The sequence below is a fragment of the Rhizobium sp. N621 genome (assembly GCF_001664325.1).
Classification (GTDB): domain Bacteria; phylum Pseudomonadota; class Alphaproteobacteria; order Rhizobiales; family Rhizobiaceae; genus Rhizobium; species Rhizobium esperanzae.
Window position 1 is genome coordinate 1 of record NZ_CP013496.1, and the last position, 26,924, is coordinate 26,924.

Annotated in this window: 33 protein-coding genes; 27 read left to right on the forward strand and 6 right to left on the reverse strand. The window is 61.8% G+C overall.

Features of this window, described 5'->3' with window-relative positions; genetic code table 11:
* Window positions 1-85: 85 nt before the first annotated feature.
* From AMK00_RS21190 to AMK00_RS32660, 3 genes are read right to left on the reverse strand one after another with little or no spacing between them, the layout of a single operon-like run.
* On the reverse strand, window positions 86-409 hold the full coding sequence (locus AMK00_RS21190) for a type II toxin-antitoxin system RelE/ParE family toxin (RefSeq protein ID WP_016736955.1): 324 nt from the start codon (window positions 407-409) through the stop codon (window positions 86-88).
* Window positions 409-690 carry a type II toxin-antitoxin system Phd/YefM family antitoxin gene (locus tag AMK00_RS21195; protein WP_064811789.1) on the reverse strand — a complete coding sequence of 94 codons (282 nt, stop codon included), beginning with the start codon at window positions 688-690 and terminating at the stop codon, window positions 409-411. The genes AMK00_RS21190 and AMK00_RS21195 overlap by 1 nt, the downstream gene beginning before the upstream one ends.
* Window positions 691-694: 4 nt before the next feature.
* Entirely contained in the window at window positions 695-838 is a 144-nt protein-coding gene (locus tag AMK00_RS32660) for a hypothetical protein (RefSeq protein WP_167377209.1), read from the reverse strand.
* A gap of 70 nt (window positions 839-908) precedes the next feature.
* Here AMK00_RS32660 and AMK00_RS21200 point away from each other — a divergent pair, with 70 nt between their 5' ends.
* From AMK00_RS21200 to AMK00_RS21270, 16 genes are all read left to right on the forward strand, one after another.
* Window positions 909-1,901, forward strand: a complete 993-nt coding sequence (locus AMK00_RS21200; protein ID WP_064811790.1) for an LLM class flavin-dependent oxidoreductase — start codon at window positions 909-911, stop codon at window positions 1,899-1,901.
* Between the two features lie 23 nt (window positions 1,902-1,924).
* The gene (locus AMK00_RS21205; protein WP_064811791.1) at window positions 1,925-3,274 is read left to right on the forward strand and encodes an LLM class flavin-dependent oxidoreductase; all 1,350 of its coding nucleotides are present in this window, start codon (window positions 1,925-1,927) and stop codon (window positions 3,272-3,274) included.
* An 18-nt stretch (window positions 3,275-3,292) separates the two neighbouring features.
* Window positions 3,293-4,492, forward strand: coding sequence for a M20 aminoacylase family protein (locus AMK00_RS21210; protein ID WP_064811792.1), 1,200 nt, complete (start codon window positions 3,293-3,295; stop codon window positions 4,490-4,492).
* Complete coding sequence (locus tag AMK00_RS21215; protein ID WP_064811793.1) at window positions 4,489-5,052, forward strand: GNAT family N-acetyltransferase; 564 nt, start codon at window positions 4,489-4,491, stop codon at window positions 5,050-5,052. Before AMK00_RS21210 ends, AMK00_RS21215 begins: the two co-directional genes overlap by 4 nt.
* A gap of 36 nt (window positions 5,053-5,088) precedes the next feature.
* On the forward strand, window positions 5,089-6,864 hold the full coding sequence (locus AMK00_RS33530) for an amino acid ABC transporter permease/ATP-binding protein (RefSeq protein ID WP_082240365.1): 1,776 nt from the start codon (window positions 5,089-5,091) through the stop codon (window positions 6,862-6,864).
* A 91-nt stretch (window positions 6,865-6,955) separates the two neighbouring features.
* Entirely contained in the window at window positions 6,956-7,900 is a 945-nt protein-coding gene (locus AMK00_RS21230; protein ID WP_064811794.1) for an ABC transporter substrate-binding protein, read from the forward strand.
* Between the two features lie 71 nt (window positions 7,901-7,971).
* The gene (locus AMK00_RS21235) at window positions 7,972-8,910 is read left to right on the forward strand and encodes an ABC transporter substrate-binding protein (protein ID WP_064811795.1); all 939 of its coding nucleotides are present in this window, start codon (window positions 7,972-7,974) and stop codon (window positions 8,908-8,910) included.
* A 16-nt stretch (window positions 8,911-8,926) separates the two neighbouring features.
* Window positions 8,927-9,961 carry an LLM class flavin-dependent oxidoreductase gene (locus tag AMK00_RS21240; protein ID WP_064811796.1) on the forward strand — a complete coding sequence of 345 codons (1,035 nt, stop codon included), beginning with the start codon at window positions 8,927-8,929 and terminating at the stop codon, window positions 9,959-9,961.
* 64 nt (window positions 9,962-10,025) lie between these two features.
* On the forward strand, window positions 10,026-10,622 hold the full coding sequence (locus AMK00_RS21245) for a 2-hydroxychromene-2-carboxylate isomerase (protein ID WP_064811797.1): 597 nt from the start codon (window positions 10,026-10,028) through the stop codon (window positions 10,620-10,622).
* A 108-nt stretch (window positions 10,623-10,730) separates the two neighbouring features.
* Entirely contained in the window at window positions 10,731-11,291 is a 561-nt protein-coding gene (msuE, locus tag AMK00_RS21250; RefSeq protein ID WP_064811798.1) for an FMN reductase, read from the forward strand.
* A gap of 34 nt (window positions 11,292-11,325) precedes the next feature.
* Window positions 11,326-11,514, forward strand: a complete 189-nt coding sequence (locus AMK00_RS21255; protein ID WP_064811799.1) for a hypothetical protein — start codon at window positions 11,326-11,328, stop codon at window positions 11,512-11,514.
* Between the two features lie 12 nt (window positions 11,515-11,526).
* Entirely contained in the window at window positions 11,527-11,691 is a 165-nt protein-coding gene (locus AMK00_RS32665) for a hypothetical protein (RefSeq protein ID WP_164517818.1), read from the forward strand.
* Between the two features lie 13 nt (window positions 11,692-11,704).
* A complete protein-coding gene (locus AMK00_RS32670; protein ID WP_016736942.1) occupies window positions 11,705-11,857 on the forward strand; it encodes a hypothetical protein in 153 nt (50 codons plus the stop codon).
* On the forward strand, window positions 11,854-12,435 hold the full coding sequence (locus AMK00_RS21260; protein WP_016736940.1) for an RBBP9/YdeN family alpha/beta hydrolase: 582 nt from the start codon (window positions 11,854-11,856) through the stop codon (window positions 12,433-12,435). The genes AMK00_RS32670 and AMK00_RS21260 overlap by 4 nt, the downstream gene beginning before the upstream one ends.
* Window positions 12,436-12,446: 11 nt before the next feature.
* Window positions 12,447-12,755: a hypothetical protein gene (locus AMK00_RS21265; RefSeq protein WP_064811800.1), complete on the forward strand. Its 309-nt coding sequence runs from the start codon at window positions 12,447-12,449 to the stop codon at window positions 12,753-12,755.
* 3 nt (window positions 12,756-12,758) lie between these two features.
* The gene (locus tag AMK00_RS21270; protein ID WP_064811801.1) at window positions 12,759-13,565 is read left to right on the forward strand and encodes a gamma-glutamylcyclotransferase; all 807 of its coding nucleotides are present in this window, start codon (window positions 12,759-12,761) and stop codon (window positions 13,563-13,565) included.
* 23 nt (window positions 13,566-13,588) lie between these two features.
* Here the strand turns inward: AMK00_RS21270 and AMK00_RS21275 are convergent, their stop codons facing one another.
* The 3 genes from AMK00_RS21275 to tauA are packed head-to-tail and all read right to left on the reverse strand — an operon-like array spanning window position 13,589 to window position 16,300.
* Window positions 13,589-14,443, reverse strand: coding sequence for an ABC transporter permease subunit (locus tag AMK00_RS21275; protein ID WP_064811802.1), 855 nt, complete (start codon window positions 14,441-14,443; stop codon window positions 13,589-13,591).
* Window positions 14,440-15,228, reverse strand: coding sequence for a taurine ABC transporter ATP-binding protein (locus AMK00_RS21280; RefSeq protein ID WP_064811803.1), 789 nt, complete (start codon window positions 15,226-15,228; stop codon window positions 14,440-14,442). Before AMK00_RS21280 ends, AMK00_RS21275 begins: the two co-directional genes overlap by 4 nt.
* 58 nt (window positions 15,229-15,286) lie before the next feature.
* Window positions 15,287-16,300, reverse strand: a complete 1,014-nt coding sequence (gene tauA, locus AMK00_RS21285) for a taurine ABC transporter substrate-binding protein (RefSeq protein ID WP_011427646.1) — start codon at window positions 16,298-16,300, stop codon at window positions 15,287-15,289.
* A 201-nt stretch (window positions 16,301-16,501) separates the two neighbouring features.
* Between tauA and AMK00_RS21290 the strand changes: the two genes are divergently transcribed.
* The 11 genes from AMK00_RS21290 (at window position 16,502) to AMK00_RS21340 (ending at window position 26,924) form a co-directional block, all read left to right on the forward strand.
* The gene (locus tag AMK00_RS21290) at window positions 16,502-17,872 is read left to right on the forward strand and encodes an FAD/NAD(P)-binding protein (RefSeq protein WP_064811804.1); all 1,371 of its coding nucleotides are present in this window, start codon (window positions 16,502-16,504) and stop codon (window positions 17,870-17,872) included.
* Between the two features lie 144 nt (window positions 17,873-18,016).
* The gene (locus AMK00_RS21295) at window positions 18,017-18,712 is read left to right on the forward strand and encodes a GntR family transcriptional regulator (RefSeq protein ID WP_004676649.1); all 696 of its coding nucleotides are present in this window, start codon (window positions 18,017-18,019) and stop codon (window positions 18,710-18,712) included.
* Window positions 18,713-18,852: 140 nt separating this feature from the next.
* Entirely contained in the window at window positions 18,853-19,320 is a 468-nt protein-coding gene (locus tag AMK00_RS21300; protein WP_064811805.1) for an NUDIX hydrolase, read from the forward strand.
* Window positions 19,321-19,653: 333 nt separating this feature from the next.
* Window positions 19,654-20,256 (forward strand): amino acid synthesis family protein, encoded by a 603-nt coding sequence (locus AMK00_RS21305; RefSeq protein ID WP_004676653.1) that lies wholly within the window; start codon window positions 19,654-19,656, stop codon window positions 20,254-20,256.
* A gap of 16 nt (window positions 20,257-20,272) precedes the next feature.
* On the forward strand, window positions 20,273-21,115 hold the full coding sequence (locus AMK00_RS21310) for an alpha/beta fold hydrolase (RefSeq protein WP_064811806.1): 843 nt from the start codon (window positions 20,273-20,275) through the stop codon (window positions 21,113-21,115).
* Window positions 21,112-22,047, forward strand: a complete 936-nt coding sequence (locus AMK00_RS21315) for a flavin reductase family protein (RefSeq protein ID WP_016736930.1) — start codon at window positions 21,112-21,114, stop codon at window positions 22,045-22,047. Before AMK00_RS21310 ends, AMK00_RS21315 begins: the two co-directional genes overlap by 4 nt.
* On the forward strand, window positions 22,044-23,084 hold the full coding sequence (locus tag AMK00_RS21320; protein WP_064811807.1) for an LLM class flavin-dependent oxidoreductase: 1,041 nt from the start codon (window positions 22,044-22,046) through the stop codon (window positions 23,082-23,084). Before AMK00_RS21315 ends, AMK00_RS21320 begins: the two co-directional genes overlap by 4 nt.
* A 4-nt stretch (window positions 23,085-23,088) precedes the next feature.
* Window positions 23,089-24,552: an aldehyde dehydrogenase gene (locus AMK00_RS21325; protein ID WP_064811808.1), complete on the forward strand. Its 1,464-nt coding sequence runs from the start codon at window positions 23,089-23,091 to the stop codon at window positions 24,550-24,552.
* A 4-nt stretch (window positions 24,553-24,556) separates the two neighbouring features.
* Window positions 24,557-24,880: an NIPSNAP family protein gene (locus AMK00_RS21330; protein ID WP_064811809.1), complete on the forward strand. Its 324-nt coding sequence runs from the start codon at window positions 24,557-24,559 to the stop codon at window positions 24,878-24,880.
* Window positions 24,881-24,927: 47 nt separating this feature from the next.
* Window positions 24,928-25,938 (forward strand): ABC transporter substrate-binding protein, encoded by a 1,011-nt coding sequence (locus AMK00_RS21335; protein ID WP_016736926.1) that lies wholly within the window; start codon window positions 24,928-24,930, stop codon window positions 25,936-25,938.
* 113 nt (window positions 25,939-26,051) lie between these two features.
* Window positions 26,052-26,924 (forward strand): ABC transporter permease, encoded by an 873-nt coding sequence (locus AMK00_RS21340; protein WP_016736925.1) that lies wholly within the window; start codon window positions 26,052-26,054, stop codon window positions 26,922-26,924.

Below are 26,924 nucleotides of genomic sequence, written 5' to 3' on the forward strand. Positions count from 1 at the left end.
AGTGTGCAGCGGTTTTGCGGCAACGACATGCGTAAAAACAAAGAGCTAAAGCGTAGGGAGCGAATCTGAAAGATCGCGACGCGCTTTAGCGGATCAGCCTTCGTTCCAGGAAGGCCTGCATGTCGCGACGGCCGTCCGCCACGCAGTAGACGACGACGTCGGTGCCGATGATACGGTAGATCATGCGCCAGGGCTTATGGTGCAGTTCGCGGTATTCGGAGATACCGATGCTGGCCAGTTCCTTCGGAATATTTCCGCGGGCCGGGAATTCTTCGAGATCGGCGCAGGCGCTTTCGATTTCCGTCAGGATGCGCTCTGCCGTCTCGGCGCCGTCGCGGGCGGCAATGAAACGATAGAGATCCTCGACGTCGCGTTCCGCGTCCTCGGCAAGAAGAACACGATAGCGCATCAGGACTGGTCGTCGGCCAGATGTTTGCGGATGCGCGCGAAGGATTCCGATGCAGGACGCAGCTTGCCTTCCTCGACCTGTCGATTGGTGAGCGCCAGCACCTTCAGCAGCGCCAGCGTTTCCTGCGTTTCTTCATATTGGCCGACATCCTGAAGGATCGCCTTTGCCTCGCCGTGAAGGGTAATGACGACGGGCTGCGGATTGTCCTTCAGCGTCCGGATGATCTCGGGCGCATGTGCCTTGAGATAGCTGATCGGCTTGACCTGTTCTGACAGCTTCATGCGGCTACTCCATGTTGACCAGAATATAGATCATTAAATGGTCGATTGAAAGATCCATGCGCATGCCCGCCCGCATTCCCGGCATCTGAATTTCCGTCGCAGCTGCGGCTGCTTTTTTCCTCTCATTGTCCGCGAAAGAGAATGTCATTTCTTATCATGATATTTGTCTACTGATTTTATAGATTAAATATTGCAACCACTGAGCGGATCGTGGCGCCATGACCTACCTCCTCAGCCTTCTCGACAAAAGCCCGATCGAACAGGGCCTCTCCGCCGCCGACGCGTTGCGGGCGACGGTAAAGATTGCCGCCCGGGCCGAGGAACTCGGTTATCACCGTTTCTGGGTCGCCGAACATCACAACATGTCCAACCTGGCGAGTTCCGCGCCGGAGGCGCTGATAGCCTATCTTCTCGCCAAGACATCGAGGATCCGGGTCGGCTCCGGCGGCGTCATGCTGCAGCACTACAGCGCCTACAAGGTTGCCGAGACCTTCAATCTCCTGGCATCGCTTGCGCCGGGCCGCGTCGACCTCGGCGTCGGCAAGGCGCCGGGCGGCTTTCCGCTGTCGACGCGCGCCTTGCAACTTGCCGTCGATCCGGTGAGGAAGCCGGATTTTGCGAGCCAGCTTTCCGATCTCAACACCTATCTCGCGGCCGATCCTAATTACGACGGTGCCCAGGCGACTCCTTTCCCGCCGACGGCTCCGGAGCGTTTCTTGCTCGGCGCCAGCGTCGAGAGCGCCGAACTGGCGGCCGAGAAGGGGTGGGAGCTCGTCTTCGCCGGCCATCTGAATGGCGATCCCGACAATCTGAGCAAGACCTTCGAAGCCTATGAACGGGCCTCGGGCGGCAAGCGTCCCAGCCTGGCACTCGCGGCCTTCGCCGCCGAAAGCGAGGAGTATGCCCGTGAGCGTGTCGGTAAGCTTAGGATCGTCAAGGTGTTCCTGCCGGACGGTCAGACCGTCAACGTCGGCAGCGAAGAGCAGGCAGCCGAATTTGCCCGGCAGGCCGGCGTCACCGATTACCGCATCGAGGAGAAGGTGCCGAGCGTGCTGCACGGCACTGCAAAGCAGATCCGCAAGGAACTGGACGAGCTCCACCGCCGCCACGGCGTCAAGGAATTCGTGCTCGACACGCCGGCGCTTTCAACCGCCGACCGCCTTGCCTCCATCGAGCTGCTCGCCGCCGAGCGCCTTTCCCTCGTCGCCTGACCTTTCCAAGGAGGATCGATCCCATGGCTCAGAAACACGTCACATTCGGCATCATGCTGCAAGGTCCCGGCGGCCATATGAATGCCTGGAAACATCCGAGCGGACCGGCCGATGCCAGCGTCAATTTCGATTTCTTCGTGACGACGGCGCGCAAGGCGGAGGCGGCCGGCATCGCTTTCGCCTTTGTCGCGGACGGGCTTTATATCAACGAGCAGTCGATCCCGCATTTCCTCAACCGGTTCGAGCCGATCGCCATTCTCTCGGCGCTGGCGGCTTCAACCTCGAAGATCGGCCTCGTCGGCACGGTCTCGACTTCCTACAGCGATCCTTTCACCATTGCCCGCCAGTTTGCCACGATCGATCTCATCAGCGGCGGCAGGGCAGGGTGGAATGCGGTGACCTCGCCGCTCGAGGGTTCGGGGCGAAATTACAGCCGTGAACATCCCGAGCACGAGCTGCGCTACGAGATTGCTGAGGATTATATCGACGCAATCAAGGGTCTCTGGGATTCCTGGGACGATGACGCTTTCGTGCGCAATCGCGAGACCGGCGTTTTTGTCGACAAAGCGAAGATGCATCGCCTCAACCATAAAGGCCGCTTCTTCCGTATCGAGGGACCGCTCAATATCGGCCGATCGAGGCAGGGTCAGCCGGTGGTCTTCCAGGCGGGCGCTTCGGACTCCGGCATCAGGCTTGCCGGCAAGCATGCCGACGCCGTCTTCACCAATGGCGGGCCGTTCGAAGAGGCGCGAGGCTTCTATCGTCAGCTCAAGGATAGCGTCATTGCTCACGGGCGGCCAGCCGCGGAAGTCGGCGTTTATCCGGGCATCGGCCCGATCGTCGGCAAAACGGCTGAGGAAGCGGAAGCCAAGTATCAGGCGATCCGCAATCTCGTCACGATCGAGGAGGCGCTCCTCTATCTCGGCCGCTTCTTCGATCATCATGATTTCGGCGTCTACCCGCTCGATGCGCCTTTCCCTGACATTGGCGATATCGGCAGGAACAATTTCCGCGCCACCACCGACCGCATCAAGAGGACGGCGCGCGAGAAGGGGCTGACACTTCGCCAGGTCGCGCTCGATTCCGCGACGCCGCGCACCGCCTTCATCGGCACGGCGGAGCATATTGCCGACGAGATCATCCGCTGGGTTGATCATGGCGCCGCCGATGGCTTCATTCTCGGCTTCCCCGTCATCGCCGAAGGCTTCGACGACTTCGCCGAGCACGTCCTGCCGATCCTGACCGCGCGCGGCTATTTCGATCCGGTCCTCAAGGGCGAGACGCTGCGCGATCATCTGGGCCTTCCCTTCCGGGAAAGCCGGCATGCGGCCGGCGCCGATCAGGTCGAGCAGGGAAGGGCTGTCGGCGCCTGAGGCGCCGAGCGAACCGCCATGGACACCATCGCTCAGAACCCGCGCAGCAACGATCCGATCGAGAAGGGCATCGCCGCCTATCTCGATGAGATCATCGCGCTTCGCCGCGACCTGCACCAATATCCTGAGCTGGCCTTCCAGGAACTCAGGACCAGCAAGCTAGTGGCGTCCCGCCTTTCCTCCTGGGGCTATGAGGTGGCGACGGGCATTGCCGGCACCGGCATCGTCGCCACCCTCAGACGCGGCGAAGGCCGGAAACGGATCGGTATCCGCGCCGACATAGACGCGCTGCCGATCGAGGAGGCGAGCGACCTTGCCTATGCCAGCAGCAATCCCGGCGTCATGCATGCCTGCGGCCATGACGGGCATACCGCGATCCTGCTTGCCGCCGCCCGTTATCTCGCCGAAAGCGGCAATTTCAGCGGCACGCTCAGGCTGATCTTCCAGCCCGCCGAGGAAATCGGCGCCGGCGCGCGCAAGATGATCTCGGAAGGTCTATTCGAGCGCTTTCCCGTCGATGCAGTCTTCGGCCTGCACAACTGGCCGGGCGTGCCGGCGGGCCAGTTCGGCTTCGTCACCGGTCCGGCCATGGCGTCTGTCGACCAGGCCTCCATCAGGATCGTTGGTAAGGGCGGCCACGGCGCCGAGCCGCACCGCGCCGTCGATCCGGTGCTGGCTTCGGCTTCCTTCATCACCGCATTGCAGAGCGTCGTCTCCCGCAATGTCGATCCACAGGATATGGCGGTCGCCACCGTCGGCTCGATCCATGCCGGCTCCGCCTCGAATGTCATCCCCGAGAGCGTCGAGATGAAACTCACCATGCGGGCCTTCAGCGAGGAGGTTCGCCGGCTGCTGCAAGAGCGCATTCCGGCCCTTGCCCGCGCCCAGGCCGAAAGCTTCGGCGCCGAGGCGGACGTGAACTACCGGCTCGGTTTTCCGGCGCTGGTCAACCACGCCAAGGAAACGGCCTTTGCCCGCGATGTCGCTTACGACGCGCTCGGCCTCGCCGCGATCGAGAAGGATTTCCGCCCGAGAACCGCAAGCGAGGATTTCGCCTTCATGCTGCAGGCCAATCCCGGCAGCTACCTCTTCGTGGGCAACGGCGACAGTGCGCCCCTCCACAGCGCCCATTACGATTTCAACGACGCGATCATCGCGCCGGCCGCCCGCTACTGGGTCCGGCTCGCGGAAGCATTCCTCACTGAAGACAACGGGTGATGAACGATATGAGCGATACGTTTTTCTATACGAGCCCCCTCGATCCCCGCGCCAAGCCGTTGATCGATGAGCTGATCCACGAATATGACAGCCGCTACGGCACCTATTTCAATGCCGAAGGCGCTGCAGCCGAATTGAATCGCTATCCCCCCGAAGCTTTCGCGCCGCCTCACGGCAATTTTCTGCTGCTGATCCGCAATGGCGAAACCATCGGTGGGGGCGCTTTCAAGCATTACGACGATTGCACGGCCGAGTTCAAACGCATCTGGACACGCTCGGACCTGCGCCGCCAGGGCCTTGCCCGCAAGGTGCTGGTGGAGCTGGAAGGTCAGGCTGGCCGGCAAGGTTATACGAGGATCTATCTGACGACCGGTTTCCGCCAGCCCGAGGCTGTCGGCCTCTATCTGAACTACGGCTACACCGCTCTCTTCGACACCTCAGCCGATCCCGAGATCTACAAGAGCCTGCCCTTCGAGAAGGACATCACCCATCTCGTTCCGCCGGTCTTCGGAACGGAGGCGGCCGAACCGCGCCTGCGCGTGGCCGGCGCAAATCTCTGAAATCGACACGACGATAATTATAAAAGGGAAGCAAGAATGGCACTGACGACGGATTTCGCGGGCATCGAGCCCGGCAGCAGGACGGCAGAACCGAAGCAGGACTATTCCCGTTACCGCATCGTGCCGGCGCGCCATCCCGAGCGGTTGGCGGGCACGTTATTCGCGGCCGTCGTCATCGTCGCCATGCTCTATTCCACCTTCACCAATCCGCGCTGGGGTTGGAACGTCTTTGCCGAATGGTTCTTCGCCGAGCCGGTGCTCGTCGGCCTCGGCCGGACACTGCTGCTGACCGCGCTTGCCGCCATATCGGGTTCCATCCTCGGAACAGCCCTGGCGCTCGCCCGCGTCTCCAGGTCGCCGCTGCTATCGGGTCTTTCCTGGGGCTATATCTGGCTGCTGCGCTCGATCCCGATAATCGTGCTGCTGCTGATATTGAACAATCTCGGCTATCTCTATGAAACGATCAGGATCGGCGTCCCGTTCACCGACACGGTCTTGTTCGACTATCCCACCGTGCAGTTGCTGACGCCTTTCGCCGCTGCCTATCTCGGCCTCACGCTCAACCAATCGGCCTTCTTCGCCGAGATCGTCCGCGGCGGCATTCTTTCCGTCGATCATGGACAGCTGGAGGCGGCCGCCGCGCTCGGTCTGCCGCGCCGTCGCCAGGCCTTCCGCATCGTGCTGCCGCAGGCGATGCGCTCCATCCTGCCGACCGGGTTCAACGAGCTCATCGGATTGGCGAAAAGCACGTCCGTCGTCTATGTGCTGGCGCTGCCGGAGCTATTCTACACCGTCCAGGTGATCTACCGCCGCAATCTCGAGGTCATTCCGCTGCTGATGGTCGCGACGGTCTGGTATCTCATCATCATGACCGTGCTTTCGGTCGCCCAGCACTATATCGAGCGCTATTTCTCCCGGGGCGCCGTGCGCAATCCGGCACCGCTGCCTTTCCAGGCATTGTTCCAACGCTTCCGCCGCCCGCTGCCGGTTCTCGATAGCACGACCGATAAAGTACGCAATCTTGGTTTCCATGATGCGAGGGCGCTCCGGACAGGCGGTGCGGTTCGCATTCACGGCATCTCGAAGAGCTTCGGCTCGCTGAAGGTGCTCGACGACGTCGAGCTCAACCTGCCGGCCGGCAGCGTGACCGCCATTCTTGGCCCCTCCGGTTCGGGCAAGTCGACGCTGCTGCGATCAATCAATCATCTGGAGCGTGTCGACGACGGCTTCATCTCCATCGACGGCGATTTCGTCGGCTATAGCAGGAAGGGCGACACGCTCTATGAGCTCAAGGAGAAGGAGATCCTCAAACGCCGCGCCGATATCGGCATGGTCTTCCAGAGCTTCAATCTCTTCCCGCATCTGACCGTGCTCGAAAACCTCATCGAAGCGCCGATCCAGGTTCGCGGCGTCGGCCGCGAGGAGGCCGTGCAGCTGGCGCAGGAACTGCTGGCACGCGTCGGTCTCAGCGACAAGATCAATGCCTATCCGCGCCAGCTCTCCGGCGGCCAGCAGCAGCGTGTGGCGATCGCCCGGGCGCTGGCGCTTCGCCCCAAGGTTCTGCTTTTCGACGAGCCGACATCCGCACTCGATCCGGAACTCGTCGGCGAGGTGCTCGACGTCATCAAGGAGCTCGCCCGCACCGGAACGACCCTCGTCATCGTTACCCACGAAATCGGCTTTGCCCGCGAAGTCGCCGATACGGTTGTTTTCATGGAAAGTGGCCGCATTCTGGAGGCCGGTCCGCCGGCCCGGATCTTCACGCAAGCGGAGCATCCTCGAACGCGCGAATTCCTCGCCAAGGTTCTCTAGCGCGGACAGCGCTGGTGAAATGCCGGGCCGCGACGGGCTGCTCCGGTCGTATGACAACAACCACAACCTTAAGACGAAATGGAGAAGGGGCATGGCATTTACAGATAGGGTAAGGCTTCTCATAGCGGGAGCCGTCGCTATTGGCGCGATCGGTTTCGGTTCCGCTCAGGCGCAGCAGAAGTTCGATCTCAGCCCCGAACAGCCGAACCGGCTGCGGGTGGAAAAGAACGAGAAACGCATCGCTGAAATCAAGGACTTCAAGTTCGTCGAGAACGGTGTTTTCACCGTCGGCATCAGTTCCAGCGGCAATCTGCCGCTGCACGACTATGCCTCCGATTCCAAGACGGTCATCGGTTATGACGTCGATCTGGCGCAGGCGATCGCCGACAGTCTGGGCCTGAAGCTCAACCTCGTTTCCGTTGCCTGGGCCGACTGGCCGCTGGGGCTCACCTCCGGCAAGTTCGACGCGGTGATCTCGAACGTGACTGTCACGGAAGAGCGCAAGGAAAAGTTCGATTTCTCGACCTACCGCAAGGATGAGCTCGGTTTCTACGTCAGGGCCGACAACCCGATCACGTCGATCAAGGAGCCAAAGGACATTGCCGGCCTGAAGGTCATCACCGATGCCGGCACCAATCAGGAGAAGATCCTGCTGGAATGGGACCGGCGGAATGTTGCGGCCGGCCTCAAGCCGATCGAGGTGCAGTATTACGACGACGATGCGGTGAAGGACCTCGCCGTGCAGTCCGGCAGGGCCGATGCGGTCTTCAGCGTCAACGCCACCCAGGCCTATGCGGCGGGAATCAACGGCAAGACCAAACTCGTCGGCACCGTCAGCGGCGGCTGGCCGATCACGGCCGAGATCGCCGTCACCACGCGCAAGGGCAGCGGCCTGGCGGCGCCCGTCACCAATGTCGTCAACGACCTGATTGCCAGCGGCGCCTACAAGAAGATCCTCGACGCCTGGAATCTCGGTCCCGAGGCGATCGACAAGGCCCAGACCAACCCGCCCGGCCTGCCGAAGAGCGGTTCGTAATGTTTATGGGACGGGCGGCCATTCGAGCCGGCCCGTCCCTGCCTTTCACTGCAAACGGAGACATATCGAACGTGGCGAGTTTTCTTGATATCCGCAGCTTTTTCTTCGCGGCGCTGACGGCAGCCTTGACTGGCCTCAGTGCAGCCCATGCGGCCGATGATTTCGACCTGAGCCCGCAGCAGCCGGGCAGGCTTCATGCAGCCAGGAACAATGCGGCGATCACTGCAATCCCCAAGGATTTCAAGTTCGTGACGCCAGGTAAGTTCACCATCGCTGTCAGTCCCGGCGGCCCGCCGCTTGCCACTTACGCCACCGATGCCAAGACCGTGGTCGGCGCCGATCCCGATTATGCCTATGCGATCGCCGACAGCCTCGGCCTGACGCTGGAGATCGTGCCGGTCGCCTGGATCGACTGGCCGCTCGGGCTCACATCGGGCAAATATGATGCCGTCATCTCCAATGTCGGCGTGACCGAGCAGCGCAAGGAGAAGTTCGATTTCTCCACCTATCGCCAGGGCCTGCACGGTTTCTTCGTGAAATCTGACAATCCCATCACCTCGATCAAGGAGCCGAAGGATGCGGCGGGCCTGAGGATCATCGTCGGCGCCGGCACCAACCAGGAGCGTATCCTGGTGAAGTGGAGCGAAGAGGACGTCGCCGCGGGCCTGAAGCCGATCGAACTGCAATATTATGACGACGAGGCGGCGAGCCTTCTTGCGCTGCGTTCCGGTCGCGCCGATGTCATCGTTCAGCCGCACGCACAGCTCGTTTTCATCGCGGCGCGTGACAAGAACATCAAGCGGGTGGGCACGCTGAGCGCCGGCTGGCCGGATCGATCGGACGTCGCCATCGCCACCCGCAAGGGAAGCGGGCTCGCCGATGCGCTGACTATCGCCACCAATGGCCTGGTCAAGGATGGCACCTATGCGAGGATTCTCGCTCACTGGCATCTTTCCGAGGAAGCTCTCCCGGCATCCGAGACCAATCCGCCCGGCCTGCCGAAATATTGATTGCGGGAAGCAGGTCATGAGCGGCGGCAATATATCCATCAGCCATATCGGCTTCCTCACGCCCGGCAACTATTCCGATGATGATCCCTTGTCGGGATTGGAGCAGACGCTCCAGCAACTGCACTATGGCGAGGCGCTTGGCTTCGACAGCGCCTGGGTCCGCCAGCGTCACCTGGAGCCGGGGATCTCGTCCGCCAGCGCCTTTCTGGCGGCGGCCACCCAGCGCACCAGTCGGATCGAGCTCGGAACGGCAGTCATTCCGATCGGTTATGAAAGCCCGTATCGGCTGGCCGAGGACCTTGCGACGGTCGATGTTCTCTCGCGCGGGCGGCTGAATATCGGCGTCAGCGCCGGCCGGCCGCTGCATGCCGAGCTGATCGGTCCGCTCGCCTTCGACGGCGACTGGACGCGTTACGATTTCTCGCATGATCGCGTGCTGCGATTTGCCGACAATCTGCGCGGTGCCTATCTCGGCGACGACGCGACCTTCATCAAGACACCCTTCGGCCCGCAGCGGCCGCGCCTGCAGCCCTATGCCAAAGGTCTGATTGAGCGGATCTGGTATGGCGGCGGATCGCAGCGCTCGGCCGGCTGGGCTGGCCGCAACGGCTTCAACCTGCTGACGGGCAATGTGATAACGGGGGAGGGGACCGACGATTTCTTTGTTGCCCAATCCAGGCTGATTGAAACCTATCGCGACTCAGGAACGCAGCGCCGCGTCGCGCTCGGCCGCGTCATCGTGCCTTTCGACAGCGCCGATGCGCCAACGCGCCGCCGCTACCGCGATTATGCCGACGGCCGGCATCAGCGGACGCTTTCGCCACAGGGCGAGCGGCGCACCTTGTTTGCCCGCGATATCGTCGGCACATCGGAGGAAATATTGGAGCGGCTTTTCGCCGATCCGATCCTGCCCGAGGTCAGCGAGTTGCGGCTGGAGCTCCCTTACGAGTTCGAGCACGAGGAATATCGCCAGATCCTCCACGACTTCGCCACCAGAATCGCCCCGGAGCTCGGATGGAAAGCGCAGCCGGGAATTCGGGCCGCTTCCTGATTGGCCGTCGGCAGACAACGTCCCATTCGCCATCAAACAATCATCTCAGGAGGAACATTCGTCAGTGACCAAATCGGTGGAATATTTCTTTTCGATCGGCTCGCCCTGGTCCCACATCGGCTTCGACGCCTTTACCGAACTGGCGGCGAAGAACGACGTCGTCGTCACGCCCTATCTGACGACCGTGGTCGAGGAGAATGGCGGCATCTTCTCGCGCAACCGCCCGGAGATCCGTCGTGCTTATTGGACGCGCGACCTCAAACGCTGGGCGCGCGTGCGTGGCAAGGAATTGCGGCTGGAGCATCGGCCGGAGCTCAGCGATCCGACGCCGGCATCCCTCTTCGTGATCGCCGCCTATCTCGACGGGCAGGATTGGATTGGCATTGCCCGCGCCCTGCAGCATGCTTTCTGGAGCGAGGCGAGGGATATCGGCAAGGCTGATATACGCGAGGCGATCGTGACAGCAGCAGGTTTCGACGGCGCAGCGCTTCTCAGGCGCCAAGCCGACGACGACGTTCAGAACAAGTGGTCGGCAGACCGGGTGCATGCGCGCGACAGCGGCGTCTTCGGTTTTCCCAGTTATGTCTATGACGGCGAACTCTATTGGGGCCAGGACAATCTGCCCTTCCTCGAACGCCATCTCCACGGCGACAGGCCGTAAACGTCAAGACGAATGTTTTTTCAATCGAGCGCCGAAGGAGAGACGCACATTCCTTTAATCCAGTAATTTTATAGACAATATTTGAAGCAACCACAGAGAGGAAAAACCATGTCAGGTTTCAAACTCGTCGGCATTGCCGGCAGCTTCAACCGCCCATCGAAGACATTGGCGCTCGTCCGGCATGTCGCCGAACGGGCCAGCATCAGATACGGCTTTTCGAGCAAAACCTATGATCTGCACGATGTCGGTCCGTCGCTGGGCGGCGCCTTGTGGCGCAAGGACCTCGACGAGCAGGCCAGGCGAGTCGTCGACGAGATCGTAAGGGCCGACGTGCTGATTATCGGTTCGCCGACTTACAAGGGCTCCTACCCCGGCCTTTTCAAGCACCTCATCGATCTGATCGATCCACAGGAGCTCCGCGCGAAGCCGATCATCATTACGGCGACCGGCGGCGGCGACCGGCATGCCTTGATGGTCGAGCATCAGCTCCGGCCGCTATTCGGTTTCTTCATGGCCCATACGCTGCCGACGGCCGTCTATGCGTCCGACCGTGATTTTGCGGATTACGCGGTCTCTTCCGATGCGCTTTCGAACCGCATCGGTGAAGTGGTCGGCGAATTGTCAGCCTTCTTTCCAGAGGCAAGGCCGGCAGTAGCGGCAGCCGAATAAGGCGCGTCACGAACTTCGTTCTCAGGAGGCAGCGATGGATGATGCAGGCCCGCAGGGATCAAGCGAGCAAATCTGGAGCGTCTTTGAATTTGCTCGCCGATATCGGCTGGCCAAGCGCGAGGAAAACCGCCTGCTGATGCTCTACGGGCCGACTGCATCGCTGCGCGATCTTCTAGCAAATGCGCAACGTCATTCGTTGATTTCCCAACCGACCAGTTCCTGACAGGAGGTTCGCATGAAGCTTGATTTCAATTTCTGGCTGAAGTTTGCGATCGCCCGCTTTCGGCGCCAGCTGCGAAAGCCTGCAAACGCAGCGGTCACCCGCGACGAGGAGCAGGAACGGTCGGCGCGCGAATACGAACTTCACTATTGGGGCGCGATGCCGGGACTTTGGTATTGAGGAGGGCGGCGGGATGGCGATTGCTGTTGAGACCGGCGACCGTCGGCACGACACCAGAAGAGCAACGGGAAGCCTCATGTCGCAGTTCAGGCATGCGGCCGGGATCTGCACGGTCGCCGGTTCCTTCACCTTCCTCTTCGCCTTGGTGATCGGACTGATCAGATGAGCGAAGTCCTCATTCTCCCAGGATTGTTCGGCTCGGGAGAGGGGCATTGGCAACAGCACTGGCTGCAGGATCAGCCGGGTAGCCGTTTTGTCGCTCAGGACGATTGGGATCATCCCAGCCTCGACAGCTGGTTGCCGCGACTGGAAGAAGCGCTTGAAGAGGCTGGCGAAGCCTATCTGGTCGCCCATAGTCTCGGATGCCTGCTCGCCGCTCGGCTGGCCGGGCGAAGCGCTGCCCGGCGCGTGAAGGGAGCATTGCTCGTTGCTCCCTGCGATCTGCCGGCCACGGAAATACTCCATCCCGGGCATATCGCGTTCGGCGGCATGCCGACGGCGCCTCTGCCATTTCCGAGCATCGTCATCGGCAGCATGAACGACGCCTACATGACGGTCGATCGGCTGACCTTTTTTGGCCGACTGTGGAAGGCGGAGACCAGGAATATCGGCCTCGCCGGCCACATCAATATCGCAAGTGGTTTTGGCCGCTGGCGAACCGGCTACCGGCTGCTGGATGCCTTGAAGATGCGCACCGGCGATCGAAGGCGCAGCGTTTTCGCACGACCGGCTTTTGCGATGTGAATGGAAGCGGAATGTCCGATATCATCGACGATCTCCTGCGCCTCAGCGAAGATCCGAATGCCGACCCCAGGAGCCGGCGCCGGCAAACCGTGGAGCGCCTGGTGAAGACGCTGCTTGCCATGGCCGACGCCGAAATCGGGCCTGACGAGGCGCAACATCGCCATTCGATCATGCATTTGACGACGATCATCCGCGACATGACGGGCAGGATCGCCGAGGCCGACGATACGACATTTGCGGCGATCGTCAGGGAGGCCGCGATGCTGATCCGCAGCCTGCAGCGGCGCCAGGCCGATGCGGCCAGATTTACGGTGCATTGAAACGTGACCGATATCGCCGAGCATAGGCAGGTGATAATCCGGCGAAGCGAGGTTCGGATGCTCAGTGCAACCAGCATGGCTCTTACGGACGAGCTCGTGTCGCTCAGCCTTCGCCCCGAGCTCGATCCCGGTCCCGAGCCGCACCGCACACCGCTGACCGAGATGGAGGTGGAGATGTTCGCCAGGCGGCTGCTCCAGGAATCCGCCGGCGCGCCGCTCTGGGTCTTCGCCTATGGATCATTGATATGGAAGCCGGACTTCGATGCCGTCGAGTGGCAGCGCGGCGCAGCCAGGGGTTGGCATCGGTCCTTCTGCCTGAAGATGACACGTTGGCGGGGAAGCCGGGCGCAGCCTGGCCTCATGATGGCGCTTGATCGCGGCGGACGCTGCAATGGCATCCTCTTCAGGCTTGCCGATGACGATCGCCTCGGCCAGATTCGACGCTTGATCCGCCGTGAGGTCGGCACGATCGAAGATGCGGCGACGGTTCGCTGGATTCCTGTCGAGACCGCACATGGCTTCGTGCGCGCGCTGGTCTTTTGGGCCGGCCCGAAAGGCGAGCGCGTTTCCCGCAGATTGCCGTTGGAGACGGTGGCGCGCGTGCTTGCCAGGGCCTGCGGACATGTGGGCTCCTGCGCCGAATACCTCTATCTGACGGTGAAGCATCTGGAAGAACGCGGCATTCGCGATCGCAATTTATGGCGCCTCCAGGAGCTCGTCGCAGCCGAACTCCTGTCGATCCATGGCCTGAACGAGGTTGCGGCCAAGCCGTTAAGCGCCGCGCGTCCTTTCAGACCCACGGCGCTTTGACGTTTTGGATTGCTTGCATTCCCTCAGAGCTTGCCCTTCCAGGGCACAAGGTAGGTCTCCAGGAAACGGATGGCGGCCGAGAAGGTGAAGGCGCAGACCGCGATGATGCCGATGCCGACGAAGACGACGTCGGTTGCCAGGAACTGCGATGCCGACATGATCATGAAGCCGATCCCGCGCGTCGAGGCGATCAATTCGGCGGCGACCAGCGTGCCCCAGCCGACGCCGAGGGCAATGCGGATGCCGGTGAGGATCTCGGGCAGGGCGGAGGGCAGGACGATATCGATGAACAGCTGCAGCCGGTTGGCACCCAGCGAACGGGCGGCATTGACGCGCTCGATCGGCAGCGAACGAACGCCGGCCTGGGCTGAAAGGCAGATCGGCGCAAACATCGCCAGCACCAGCAGCGTGATCTTCGACGTCTCGCCAATGCCGAGCCAGATGATCATCAGCGGCAGGTAAGAGAGCGGCGGAAGCGGCCAGTAGAATTCGATCGGCGCATCGAGCACACCTTTGGCCCAGCGGTTCAGGCCCATGAGCAATCCTAGCGGAATGCCGGCGGAGATGGCGATGAGAGCCGCGACAACGATGCGGAAGAGACTTGCAGCGACGTGTTCAGAAAGCGATGCACCGGCGTAACCATCGCGATAGATGACGCCGATCTGCGTCAGCACCTCATCGGGACGCGGCAGGAAAAGGTGCGGGACGATGCCAAGGGCAGCGACGAGCCACCACAGCAGCAGGATTGCCAGCGCGGTGGCAACACTGATGGCGACCGTTGATCTCTCGCCGGCGCCGAAGCCGGCCATTTTCACCAGCTTGACCTGATGATCCTGGACGTGGGCCGCAGCCGGCGAGGCCTGTATTACATCGCTCATGCGGCGCTCCTCAAATCTTCGCTGCTGTGGAGAATGGCGCGGATCTCCTCACGCAGCTCGGCAAATTGCGGCGACGCCTTGATCGATCGTGCATCGCCCGTCTCCGCGAAGCGTCTGATGAAATCAAGATCGAAGCGGGCCACGACGCGGCCTGGCCGAGGCGACATAACCAGGACTTGTGTGCCGAGAAACAGCGCCTCTTCGATCGAATGGGTGATGAAGAAAACCTTCTTCGCCGTCTTGTCCCAGACCGAAACCAGCAGTTCCTGCATCTGCTCGCGGGTCAGACTGTCGAGCGCGCCGAAAGGCTCGTCCATCAGCAGGATATCAGGATTGGTCGCAAGCGCCCGGGCAATGCCGACCCGCTGGCGCATGCCGCCCGACAGCTCGTAGGGAAAGGCGCCGGCGAATTCGTCAAGCCCGACGAGCCGGAGCAGTTCCAAGGCGCGTGCTTGCCGCTCCTTGTGGTTGACGCCGGCAAATTTCAGGCCGAGCGCGACATTGTCGGACACCGATTTCCAGGGCAGCAGCGCATCTTTCTGAAAGACGACGCCGCGATCGGCGCCCGGCCGTTCGACGGCGCGGCCATCGAGCGTGATCCGGCCATCTGACAACGGAAGGAAACCGGCGATCGCGTTGAGAAGGGTTGATTTGCCGCATCCCGAGGCGCCGAGCGCGACGACGAAACCCCGTTCGGGGATATCGAAGGAAACGCGATCGAGCGCGTGGACGGTCCGCCCGTCCCGGGCTGCAAAGAATACGCTGGCGTGATCGACTTTAAGCATGGTGCCACTCGCAAGTTCGATGCCGGCGCGACGATGGTCGCGCCGGCATCGGGGAGGATCAGTTGCTGACGCTGGTAAGCGCGTCGGCGGTGACGAAGGCGCCGTAATTTGCCAGCACGTCGGACACCTTGCCCTGTTCCTTCAGGAACGATGCCGTGTCCTTCAGGATCTTGCCGGCGCCCGCCTTCTCGCCGCCACCGAGCCAGGCGTCCGATGCCTGGACCTCGGGAGTGAGCAGCGTCAGGTTCTTCAGAGCCGAGGCCTGCTGCTCGGCCGTTCCACCGAGAAGCTTGGCGAGCGCCTTGGCGTTGTCGCTGTCGGGACCCCAGGCGGCCTTGTCCGAGGCGAAGGATGCATAGTATTTGGTGACGACTGAGGCAAAACCCTTCAGGAATTCCGGATTGTCGCCGGCAAATTTCGAGGTGGCAACCCAGGCCGAGAATGTCGGCGCGCCCTTGTCCGCCACATCCTTGGAGGTCACCAGAACCTTGCCGTTCTTCTTGAGTTCGGTGAGCGCCGGATCCCAGACGAAACCGCCGTCAATATCGCCGCGGTTATAGCTCGCCACGATCTCAGGCTGGGGGATTGCGAAGACCTGGACGTCCTTCTCGGTCAGGCCAAGCGATTTGATCAGCGCTAGAAGCTGATAGTGGTCCGTGGAGACGGGCGCGGCGGCAAGTTTCTTGCCCTTCAGATCGTTGAGGCTTTCGATGCCCGAGCCGTTGCGGACGACGAGAGCCTCATCGATGCCGGAGATGGAGGCGAGGTAGAAGGCCTTCACCTCGAGCCCGCGCGATACCGCAGCCGCAAACGGACTGGAGCCGACATAGCCGACCTGAACGTCGCCCGAGGCGATGGCCGCGAATATCTCGGCCCCGGAATTGAACCTGCGGAAGTCGATGTCATACCCGGTCTTCTTGGCGAATTCGCCGTTGGCGATTGCCACGGAAGACGGCAGGGCGTCGGTTTGATAGCCGACGACGACCTTCTTGTCCGCCGCCTCAGCGGCGATCGCCGTTGCGAGAGTGCCGACGCCGACGGCGATTGCGGCAAGCAAATTTCTGAAATTCATCTTGAGCCCCTTTGTTCGAGGGCCACCCGGCCCCTTGATCTCACCTGCAAAAGGGTAATGGTTGATATGGGGCTGGCGGGAGGAATAACAAACTATATTTATAGACTATGAAGATAATTGTTTTCGTGATTCTGCCGGTTGAGCCATCCGCGTGGCGGTGAGTGACAAGAAGCGGCTTTACCGAGGTTCAGGGAGAATGCCTTGACATACGATGTTATCGTCGTCGGTTCCGGTTTTTCAGCGATCGCTGTGACCTGTAATCTCGTCGAGCTGCTTCCCGCGTCGGCGAAGATCGCGGTCGTCGGCGACGATGCCGGTTTCGGACGCGGGACGGCATATAGGACGGAGCTCTATCTCCATCGCCTCAACGTGCCGGCCGGCCGCATGAGCCTGCTGCCCCATCACCCTGACGATTTCGTCGACTGGCTGAAGGCCCATGGACGTCCTATGCAGGCCGGCGATTTCGCCTCGCGCAGCGATTACGGCCTTTATGTCAGGGATACGCTTGCGCGGCTGCTTCGAAAGCGGGATGGCCGTTGCCGGGTCGACTTCATCAAGGCCAAGGCGGCCGGATGCGTGGAGCGCTACACCAGCACGCTCGCCTTCCATCTCGGCAATGGCGACGAGATTGCCGGAAAGAATGTGGTGCTCTGTCTTGGCGTTGGAAACGCGAACCTTCCGGTCGATCCGGCCGGCGTCCCGCCATTTTTGCGATCGCGGATCGTCGAGAACCCATGGCGGCTTTCATGGCTGAGGCGTGTCGCACCGTCCGATGCGGTCTGTATTCTCGGCTCTGGCCTGACGATGATCGATCAGGTTCTGGCACTTCGCGCCCATGGTCATAGGGGCAGGATCGAGGTGCTTTCGCGGCGCGGCCTGGCGCCGCTCGGCCATGCAAGGACGCCGCCCGCGCCGCTGCCGATCGACGTGCACACGCTTCCGGCTACGATCAGCGGCCTGTTGAAGATCTTGCGGGAAAAGAGCAGGGAGGTCGCCGACTGGCGGAGCGTGATGGACGGCCTGAGGCCGGTCACGCAGGCTCTCTGGCAACGGCTTTCGAACGAGGAGCGAGCCCGCTTCCTGCGGCACGCGCTTCCCTGGTGGAACATCCATCGCCACCGTGTCGCGCCCGACGTATTCGCCGGCTTCGAGACGCTGGTCTCGAATGGAACCGTTCGCTTTCACGCCGGCTTCCTGAAATCGCTCGAGGCCGAAGATGACAGGCTGGTCGCCGGATACAGGGTCAGAGCCAAGCGCGAGATCGACGAGATCAGGGCGGACTGGTTGGTCAACTGCACGGGTATGGAGCGCGCCGGGATGAGCCATTCGCCGCTTCTGAAGGAAATGAGCCGCTTTCAGCTGATCGTCCCCGATCCTCTCGGCCTCGGCATCCAGGTGGATGCGGCTTCCGAAGTGACGGCTCCGTCCCGGATCTCGCCCGCGCGGCTGTTTGCCGTCGGCGCCTTGACGGCGGGACAATTCTGGGAGATCACCGCCGTCCCCGACATTCGGCTGCAGGCGAAGGCCGTGGCCGAAGAGATCGTCAGGGCGAGGCTGAAGTCCGAGGCATAGGCTGATAATCTCGGATCGGCACGGTGCTGTTGAATTGCTGGCCGCCGACAGCTACAGTATTTGGTAGGCCATAATACGATTCCCGAGTTCGACTGCCGCAGCAAAGCTTGAGCCTGCGAAGTCAATCCAACCCCGAGGTACAGCATGAGCGGTGCTCTGAAGGACGCAGCAATCAGGGTCGAGCGTCCTGCGAAGACCTTGCGGGAACTGGCGCTCGACAAGGTCCGCGAGGCCATCGTCAACGGATACTTCCGTCCCGGAGACCGGCTTGTCGAGCGCGACCTCTGCGCTCAGCTCGGCGTCAGCCGCACGGTGGTGCGCGAGGTTCTGCGGCATCTGGAATCGGAAGGGCTTGTCGCCAATCTGCCGAACAAGGGACCGATCGTCGCCCAGCTCGATATCGAGGAAGCCAAGCAGATATATGAGATCCGCGGTGCGCTTGAAGGCATGGCGGCGCGGCTCTGCGCGGAGCGCGGCAGCCCCGAGATCGTCGCCGCGCTCGAGGAATCCCTGACCGCAATCCGCAACAGCTATCGCGACAGCGATATGGCGGGCGTGCTGGCCAATACCTCGTCCTTTTATCAGACGCTGTTCACCATGGTCGACAGGCATGTCGCCTGGGGCGTCGTCAACCTCCTCACCGTGCGCATCAACCATCTGCGCTCGATGACGATCAAGACGGAACGACGCGGCATCGAAGGGCCGCTGCAGATGTCGAAGATCGTCGATGCCATCCGTCGCGGCGACGGCGAGGGCGCCCAGCGGGCGGCGATGGATCATGTCGCGGCGGCAAGTGCCATTGCAGAAGCGGTGCTGTCCGCCCAGAAGCCAGCCGAATAGTCAGGGCGCCGACCCTTGCCGTCTTCGCAGACGACGGCAGCAAGGCCGTCCGCCGTATCGATAATTTGTCGATGCCTGTCGGGTATTCGGGATCACGTTCCGCGGACGAGGCCGGATCAATATCGGTCGGGAGCATAAAGTTGAAACGCGAAATCCCCATCAGATCCTTTGCCATTTCTCTTTTCATTTTGAAGCCCCGAGACGATAGTTTCGAGCTCCTTCTTTTGCGCCGGACCGGTAGCACCCTGAGTGGCGAATGGTGTCAGATCGCTGGTGGCATCGAGCACGGAGAAACGGCTTGGCAGGCGGCACTTCGGGAAGCAAGGGAGGAGACAGGTCTCGCCCTGAAAGCACTCTACTCCGCGGACATTTGCGAGCAGTTTTATGAGGCCGATCGGGATGCAATCACGCTGACGCCGGTGTTTGTCGCCTTTGCACCGACGGATTGCACAGTACGGCTCAACGACGAACACGATGATTTCCGCTGGCTACCTTTAGATGAGGCGCTCGCCTTGCTGCCGTTTGCCGGACAGCGGGCTACTCTTGAGCATATCAAGAGAGAGTTCATTGATCGGCAACCGAACCCGTTGCTGCATATCCAAACCTGAGAATAACCCTACTCTGGAACAGCAGCACCTGCCCAGCTGCCCTATATCGGTGTCCGTTAGTCTGGGCCGATGAGGGGAATCCCAACTCCAAGCTTGACACCCAACTTCGCTCGATGTGATGGTATGCCATAATCAATAATATATATGGCGGCATTCACATGGGACGGGAAAATTTTGACTTCCCGATATATCGCGTCGCTGCGGCGGCGTCGCATCGTCCGGTTTCCGCCAGCACGCTGAATGAAGGAACGGCTTACGCACCGTCGCAGAAACCAACTTGACACCGACATATTATGGTATACCATAATACAAAATGAAGAGATGAGGTGCTCCATGGCCATTCAAATTCGCAAGACGGGACTGCAGATCGAAACGACGCTGATCGAGGGCGGCAAGGCCGCGGCGGTGCCGCTAAAACTGTTTTCCGCTTTCGCGGTCGTGAAGAACCCCTGGGCGGGCCGCGGCTTTGTCGAAGATCTCAAGCCCGAAATCCATGCGGGCGCTCCGGTTCTCGGTGAGTTGCTGACCAAGATGATCATCGATGCGGTCGGTTCCGGCGATGCGGTCGAAGCCTATGGCAAGGCCGCCGTCGTCGGCCTGGATGGTGAAATCGAACATGCCTCCGCGCTCATCCACACGCTGCGCTTCGGCAATTTTTATCGCCATGCCGTCGGCGCCAAATCCTATCTCGCCTTCTGCAATACGCGCGGTCCTGCCAATGCGCCGATCATGATCCCGCTGATGGACAAGAACGATGAAGGCCGCCGCTCGCACTATCTCACCATCCAGACTTCGATCCCCGATGCGCCGGCCGCCGATGAGATTGTCGTGGCTCTTGGCGCGTCGGTGGGCGGGCGTCCTCATCACCGCATCGGTGACCGCTACCAGGATCTGAAGGATCTTGGGCAGGACGTCGCCAACCCGGCGGGCGTTTGAAAGGGTGGGCGCTGAGATGCTGACAGCCGGATCGATCTCGGGCGCCGCTGCAGCAAAAGGTGCCGGTGACTTGCCCCGAAAGAAGACGCCAGGCGGGACGGCCTATCACGAGGCCGGCAGCGGCGAGCCGCTGGTTCTCATTCATGGCGTCGGCATGCGGCTCGAAGCCTGGGCGCCGCAGATCACCTTTCTGTCGGCCGACCACCGCGTCATTGCCGTCGACATGCCGGGGCATGGCGAGAGCGCAAAACTGCCGGCGGGCAGCCGCCTGGAGGAGTTCGTCGCCTGGTTCGGGCGCTTTCTCGACGAGATGGCGATCGATAGGGTGAATGTTGCCGGCCACTCGATGGGGGCGCTGGTATCCGGAGGAGCGGCGGCGACGTTCGGCGAACGGATCAGCCGTGTCGCGTATCTTAACGGCGTTTACAGGCGCGATCCGCAAGCAAAGGCCGCTGTGCTCGCGCGGGCCGCGGCCATTCCGCTGACGGGCGTCGACAAGGAAGGCCCGCTGGCGCGCTGGTTCGGCGATGATGCAGACAGCGTCGTTGCGCGGGAACTGACGCGAGAATGGCTCAGTCGCGTCGATCCGGACGGCTATGCGGTTGCTTATGCCGCTTTTGCCGGCGGAGACGAGACCTATGCCGATCGCTGGAAAGACGTGGCTGGTCCGGCCCTGTTTCTGACGGGGTCCGACGATCCCAACTCGACGCCTCTGATGGCAGAGCAAATGGCGGCGCTCGCGCCGAAGGGTTGGGCCCGTATCGTCGAAGGTCATCGTCATATGGTGAACCTGACCGCGCCTGATATCGTCAATTCGCTGCTCGCCGAGTGGCTGTCGTTCGGGGAGGATGAACGATGACAATCCAGACTGTCGATCCAAGAGCATTGCGCGATGCATTCGGCGCTTTTCCGACAGGCGTGACTGTCGTCACCGCTTGCGATGGGGAAGGAAATCCGATCGGCTTCACCGCGAACTCCTTCACATCGGTCTCGCTCAATCCGCCCTTGCTCCTCGTCTGCCTTGCCAAGACGTCGCGCAATTTCGCCACCATGACCGGTACGCCGCATTTCGCGATCAACGTGCTGTCGGAAACGCAGAAGGACGTGTCGAACACGTTTGCGCGGCCGGTCGAAGACAGATTTGCGGCGGTCGAATGGGCAAAGGGATCGGCGGGCTGCCCGATCTTCTCGAATGTGGCCGCCTGGTTCGAATGCGCCATGGAACAGGTCGTCGAGGCCGGCGACCATGTCATCCTGATGGGCCGGATCGAATCCTTCGACAATAGCGGCCGCAACGGTCTCGGCTATGCGCGCGGCGGCTATTTCACGCCGACGCTTGCAAGCAAGGCGGTTTCCGCGGCCGCCGAAGGCAATATCGAGCTAGCGGCCGTCGTCGAACGCCGCGGTGAGGTTCTGCTGCTGGGCGAGGATGTGCTCTCCCTGCCGAACATCGACGCCCATGACGGCAACCCGACCGAGGCGCTGCAAAAATACCTGGAGACGCTCACCGGGCTGACGGTCAGCATCGGCTTCCTCTATTCGGTCTATGAGGGCAAGAGCGACGGCAAGCAGCATATTGTCTATCACGCCGTTGCCGGCGACGGCGAGCCTGCCGGCGGCAGGTTCGTCAAGCCCGACGCCCTGGCTGCGGCGAAATTCAAGACCAACTCGACCGCCGATATCGTCAACCGCTTCGCGATGGAAAGCTCGATCGGCAATTTCGGCGTCTATTTCGGTGACGAGACCGGCGGCAAAATCCATCCCATTCCAGCCAAGGGCGCAAAAGCATGAAGTTCTCCCTCTTCGTCCATATGGAACGGCTCGACGCCGGCCAGAGCCACAAGAGCCTGTATGAGGAATTCGTCGCGCTCTGCGAGATTGCCGACAAGGGTGGCATGCATGCGATCTGGACGGGCGAGCATCATGGCATGGATTTCACCATCGCGCCCAATCCCTTCGTGACCATTGCCGATCTCGCGCGCCGTACGTCGCGGGCAAGGCTCGGGACGGGAACGGTGATCGCGCCCTTCTGGCATCCGATCAAGCTCGCCGGCGAAGCGGCCATGACTGACATCATCTGCGATGGACGGCTCGATATCGGCATTGCCCGCGGCGCCTATTCCTTCGAATACGAGCGCCTGCTGCCGGGTCTCGATGCCTGGGGTGCCGGCCAGCGCATGCGCGAGCTCATCCCGGCGGTCAAGGGCATATGGGCTGGCGACTACGCCCATGACGGCGAGTTTTTCAAATTTCCCGCGACAACCTCGGCGCCGAAGCCGCTGCAGCAGCCGAACCCGCCGATCTGGGTCGCCGCGCGCGATCCGAACTCGCATGAATTTGCCGTCGCGAACGGCTGCAACGTTCAGGTCACGCCGCTCTGGCAGGGCGATGACGAGGTCCAGTCGCTGATGGACCGTTTCAACGATGCCTGCGCCAAGAACCCTGGCATCGAGCGGCCGAAGATTATGCTGCTGCGCCACACCTATGTCGGCTCCTCCGAAGACGACGTCGCCCAGGCGGCCCATGAACTCAGCGTCTACTACAACTACTTCTTCGCCTGGTTCAAGAATGAGAAGCCGGTGACCCAGGGCCTGATCGAACGGATTCCCGACGAGCAGATCCGCGCGAATGCGATGCTTTCGGATCAGGTCATGCGCACCAACAATGTCGTCGGAGACGCCCGGACCGTCATCGACCGGCTCAAAGCCTATGAAGCCCTCGGCTACGACGAATATTCCTTCTGGATCGACACCGGCATGAGTTTCGAGCGCAAGAAGGCGTCGCTCGAGCGCTTCATCGCAGATGTCATGCCGGCATTTCAGGAGTAAAGCCATGCGGCGTTTCCAGCACTATATCGATGGCGAATTCTCGGATGGCGAAGCTTCCTATCCGAGCATCGATCCGGCGTCCGGCACCGTCTGGGCTGAGATGCCCGAGGCGCGCGAGAATGATGTCGATCGGGCCGTGAACGCTGCCGAAAGGGCGCTCTACGATGGCCCCTGGGCGAAGATGACGGCGACGCAGCGCGGCAAGCTTCTCTACAAGCTGGCCGATCTGGTTGCCGCCAATGCGCAGATACTCGCTGAACTGGAGACGCGCGACACCGGCAAGATTATCCGCGAGACGTCAGCGCAGATCGCCTATGTCGCTGAATATTACCGTTACTATGCTGGTATAGCCGACAAGATCGAAGGCTCTTACCTGCCGATCGATAAGCCTGACATGGATGTCTGGCTTCGCCGCGAGCCGATCGGCGTTGTCGCCATGGTCGTGCCCTGGAACAGCCAGCTCTTCCTGTCGGCGGTCAAGATCGGCCCGGCGCTTGCGGCCGGCTGCACCATGGTGGTCAAGGCCTCGGAAGACGGGCCGGCGCCGCTGCTCGAATTCGCCCGTCTCGTGCATGAGGCAGGCTTTCCCGCCGGCGTCGTCAACATCATCACCGGTTTCGGCGCCTCCTGCGGCGCTGCCCTTGGCCGCCACCCGAAGGTCGCGCATGTCGCCTTTACCGGCGGCCCGGAAACCGCGCGGCACGTCGTGCGCAATTCGGCCGAAAACCTCGCCTCCACCTCGCTTGAACTCGGCGGCAAGTCGCCCTTCATCGTCTTTGCCGACGCCGACCTCGAAAGCGCCGCCAACGCCCAGGTCGCGGGCATCTTTGCGGCGACCGGACAAAGCTGCGTCGCCGGTTCGCGCCTGATCGTCGAGCGCAGCGTCAAGGACAGGTTCGTCGCGCTGCTGCGCGAGAAGGCGCAGGCGATCCGGATCGGCGCGCCGCTCGATATGGCGACCGAAGTCGGCCCGCTTGCCACCAAGCGCCAGCAGGACAATATCGGCGCTCTCGTCGAGAGATCGATCGAAAGCGGCGCCCGCCTCGTCACCGGCGGACGCAAGATCGATGGCGACGGCTATTATTTCTCACCGACGATCCTCGATTGTGACGATGTCGCTTCGCCCTCACTGATCGAGGAGTTCTTCGGGCCGGTCCTCTCCGTCGTCTCCTTCGAGACCGAGGCCGAGGCACTGCGGCTTGCCAACGACACCCGCTACGGCCTGGCCTCCGGCATCTTCACGCAGAACCTCACCCGGGCGCACCGGCTGATGAAGGGCATCCGTGCCGGCATCGTCTGGGTCAATACTTACCGCGCCGTGTCGCCGATCGCGCCCTTCGGCGGCTTCGGCCTGTCGGGCCACGGCAGGGAAGGCGGCATGGCCGCGGCGCTCGATTATACCCGCACCAAGACGATCTGGCTCCGAACCTCGGACGATCCGATCCCCGATCCTTTCGTGATGAGGTGACGCGATGTTTTACGAGGTCCGCACCTATCGGCTGAAGAACGGCACGATCCCGCAATATCTCAAGGTCGTCGAGGAAGAAGGGATCGAAATCCAGAAGGGCCATCTCGGCACGCTCGTCGGCTACTTCTTTTCGGAGATCGGCACGATCAACGAGATCGTCCATATCTGGGCCTTTACGAGCCTGGACGACCGCGAGGCGAGACGGCAGCGGCTTATGGCCGATCCCCGGTGGCAGGCTTTCCTGCCCAAGATCCGCGACCTCATCGAGGTGGCGGAAAACAAGATTATGAAGCCGGCAAGCTTCTCTCCCCGGAGCGAGGCGCGCTGACGGCATAAGGCATACCCGCAGGACAAACCAGAACAGGATAAGGGAACATGAAAACGACATTTGCTTTCGCGGCGGTTGCCGCATTCGTGGCGGTCTCCGCGCCGGCGCACGCTGACAGCATGGTCTTCTCGAGCTGGGGCGGAACGACCCAGGATGCGCAGAAGGCGGCATGGGCAAGCCCGTTCACCGAAAAGACCGGCATCACCGTCGTGCAGGACGGCCCGACCGACTACGGCAAACTCAAGGCCATGGTCGAGGCCGGCGAAGTCAACTGGGATGTCGTCGATGTCGAAGGCGACTATGCCGCCCAGGCCGGCAAGAACGGCCAGCTCGAGAAGCTCGACTTCTCCGTCATCGACAAGTCGAAGCTCGATCCGCGCTTCGTCACCGACTATTCGGTCGGCAGCTTCTATTATTCCTTCGTCATCGGCTGCAATGCCGATGCCGTCAAAGCCTGCCCGAAGACATGGGCCGACCTGTTTGACACGGCCAAGTTCCCCGGCAAGCGCACCTTCTACAAATGGTCGGCTCCCGGCGTGATCGAGGCGGCGCTGCTTGCCGACGGCGTGCCTGCAGACAAGCTTTATCCGCTCGATCTCGACCGCGCCTTCAAGAAGCTCGATACGATCAAGTCCGATATCATCTGGTGGTCGGGTGGCGCCCAGTCGCAGCAGCTGCTGGCTTCCGCCGAAGCGCCGTTCGGCAGTGTCTGGAACGGGCGCATGACGGCGCTTGCTGCGACTGGCATCAAGGTTGAAACCTCCTGGGAGCAGAACATCACCGCTGCCGATGCGCTCGTCGTGCCGAAGGGCGCGCCGAATGCCGAGGCGGCGATGAAGTTCATCGCGCTGGCAACCTCGGCCGAACCGCAGGCTGCCCTTGCAAAGGCCACGGGATATGCGCCGATCAATGTCGAGTCGGCCAAGCTGATGGATCCGGAAACCGCCAAGACCCTGCCGGACCAACAGACGGCAAGCCAGGTCAATGCCGATATGAACTACTGGGCTGACAATCGCGATGCCATCGGCGAGAAGTGGTACGCCTGGCAGGCGAAATAGTCCGAAAACTGGAGATGAACGGGCACGGCGATTGTTCGCCGTGCCTCCCGCAACGTCGGCGCCGGTCATCGGACCTCGCCGCCAGCGGAAACTGACGGGTGGGAAGGACTGTCATGTCGACATATAGCGATGCCTCTGGCGCGATCATGCCTCTGCCGAAGGCGCGCAGGGCAACAGGTTTTGGCGGGGTCGTTCCGGCTCTGGCCTTCGTGGCAATCTTTTTCGTCGTGCCGGTGGTGGTCCTGCTGCTGCGAAGCGTATTGGAACCCGTCCCGGGTCTTGGCAATTATGCGCAACTGATCGGATCGGCCACCTATCTCAAGATTTTCGCCAATACCTTCATCGTCTCGGGTTTCGTTACGGTGATTTCGCTGCTCATCGGGTTTCCCGTCGCCTGGGCGCTTGCGATCATGCCCGGTCGGCTGACGTCGGTGATCTTTGCGATCCTGCTCTTGTCGATGTGGACCAATCTGTTGGCCCGCACCTATGCCTGGATGGTGCTGCTGCAGCGGACCGGGCTGATCAACAAGATGCTGATGGGAATGGGCCTGATCGACCAGCCGCTCGCGCTCGTCAACAATCTCACAGGCGTCACGATCGGGATGACCTATATCATGCTGCCCTTCATCATCCTGCCGCTCTACGGTGTGATCAAGAAAATCGACCCGTCGACCCTGCAGGCGGCAGCCCTTTGCGGCGCCAACCGCTGGCAGTGCCTGACCCGAGTTCTGCTGCCCTTGGCGATGCCCGGCATGGCGGCCGGCGCCCTCATGGTCTTCGTCATGTCGCTCGGCTATTTCGTTACGCCGTCGCTTCTCGGCGGTACCGCCAACATGATGCTGGCGGAACTGATCGCGCAGTTCGTGCAGTCGCTGGTCAATTGGGGAATGGGTGGCGCCGCAGCGCTGGTTCTCCTGGTCGTGACTCTCTCGCTTTATGCGGTGCAGCTGCGCTTCTTCGGTAACCAGAACCCGGGAGGACGTTGA

Coding starts and splice junctions, on each gene's coding strand:
- AMK00_RS21190 (WP_016736955.1), bottom strand. CDS start 409: ATGCGCTATCGTGTTCTTCTTGCCGAGGACGCGGAACGCGACGTCGAG.
- AMK00_RS21195 (WP_064811789.1), bottom strand. CDS start 690: ATGAAGCTGTCAGAACAGGTCAAGCCGATCAGCTATCTCAAGGCACAT.
- AMK00_RS32660 (WP_167377209.1), bottom strand. CDS start 838: ATGACATTCTCTTTCGCGGACAATGAGAGGAAAAAAGCAGCCGCAGCT.
- AMK00_RS21200 (WP_064811790.1), top strand. CDS start 909: ATGACCTACCTCCTCAGCCTTCTCGACAAAAGCCCGATCGAACAGGGC.
- AMK00_RS21205 (WP_064811791.1), top strand. CDS start 1,925: ATGGCTCAGAAACACGTCACATTCGGCATCATGCTGCAAGGTCCCGGC.
- AMK00_RS21210 (WP_064811792.1), top strand. CDS start 3,293: ATGGACACCATCGCTCAGAACCCGCGCAGCAACGATCCGATCGAGAAG.
- AMK00_RS33530 (WP_082240365.1), top strand. CDS start 5,089: ATGGCACTGACGACGGATTTCGCGGGCATCGAGCCCGGCAGCAGGACG.
- AMK00_RS21230 (WP_064811794.1), top strand. CDS start 6,956: ATGGCATTTACAGATAGGGTAAGGCTTCTCATAGCGGGAGCCGTCGCT.
- AMK00_RS21240 (WP_064811796.1), top strand. CDS start 8,927: ATGAGCGGCGGCAATATATCCATCAGCCATATCGGCTTCCTCACGCCC.
- msuE (WP_064811798.1), top strand. CDS start 10,731: ATGTCAGGTTTCAAACTCGTCGGCATTGCCGGCAGCTTCAACCGCCCA.
- AMK00_RS21255 (WP_064811799.1), top strand. CDS start 11,326: ATGGATGATGCAGGCCCGCAGGGATCAAGCGAGCAAATCTGGAGCGTC.
- AMK00_RS32665 (WP_164517818.1), top strand. CDS start 11,527: ATGAAGCTTGATTTCAATTTCTGGCTGAAGTTTGCGATCGCCCGCTTT.
- AMK00_RS32670 (WP_016736942.1), top strand. CDS start 11,705: ATGGCGATTGCTGTTGAGACCGGCGACCGTCGGCACGACACCAGAAGA.
- AMK00_RS21260 (WP_016736940.1), top strand. CDS start 11,854: ATGAGCGAAGTCCTCATTCTCCCAGGATTGTTCGGCTCGGGAGAGGGG.
- AMK00_RS21265 (WP_064811800.1), top strand. CDS start 12,447: ATGTCCGATATCATCGACGATCTCCTGCGCCTCAGCGAAGATCCGAAT.
- AMK00_RS21275 (WP_064811802.1), bottom strand. CDS start 14,443: ATGAGCGATGTAATACAGGCCTCGCCGGCTGCGGCCCACGTCCAGGAT.
- AMK00_RS21280 (WP_064811803.1), bottom strand. CDS start 15,228: ATGCTTAAAGTCGATCACGCCAGCGTATTCTTTGCAGCCCGGGACGGG.
- tauA (WP_011427646.1), bottom strand. CDS start 16,300: ATGAATTTCAGAAATTTGCTTGCCGCAATCGCCGTCGGCGTCGGCACT.
- AMK00_RS21295 (WP_004676649.1), top strand. CDS start 18,017: ATGAGCGGTGCTCTGAAGGACGCAGCAATCAGGGTCGAGCGTCCTGCG.
- AMK00_RS21305 (WP_004676653.1), top strand. CDS start 19,654: ATGGCCATTCAAATTCGCAAGACGGGACTGCAGATCGAAACGACGCTG.
- AMK00_RS21310 (WP_064811806.1), top strand. CDS start 20,273: ATGCTGACAGCCGGATCGATCTCGGGCGCCGCTGCAGCAAAAGGTGCC.
- AMK00_RS21315 (WP_016736930.1), top strand. CDS start 21,112: ATGACAATCCAGACTGTCGATCCAAGAGCATTGCGCGATGCATTCGGC.
- AMK00_RS21320 (WP_064811807.1), top strand. CDS start 22,044: ATGAAGTTCTCCCTCTTCGTCCATATGGAACGGCTCGACGCCGGCCAG.
- AMK00_RS21325 (WP_064811808.1), top strand. CDS start 23,089: ATGCGGCGTTTCCAGCACTATATCGATGGCGAATTCTCGGATGGCGAA.
- AMK00_RS21330 (WP_064811809.1), top strand. CDS start 24,557: ATGTTTTACGAGGTCCGCACCTATCGGCTGAAGAACGGCACGATCCCG.
- AMK00_RS21335 (WP_016736926.1), top strand. CDS start 24,928: ATGAAAACGACATTTGCTTTCGCGGCGGTTGCCGCATTCGTGGCGGTC.
- AMK00_RS21340 (WP_016736925.1), top strand. CDS start 26,052: ATGTCGACATATAGCGATGCCTCTGGCGCGATCATGCCTCTGCCGAAG.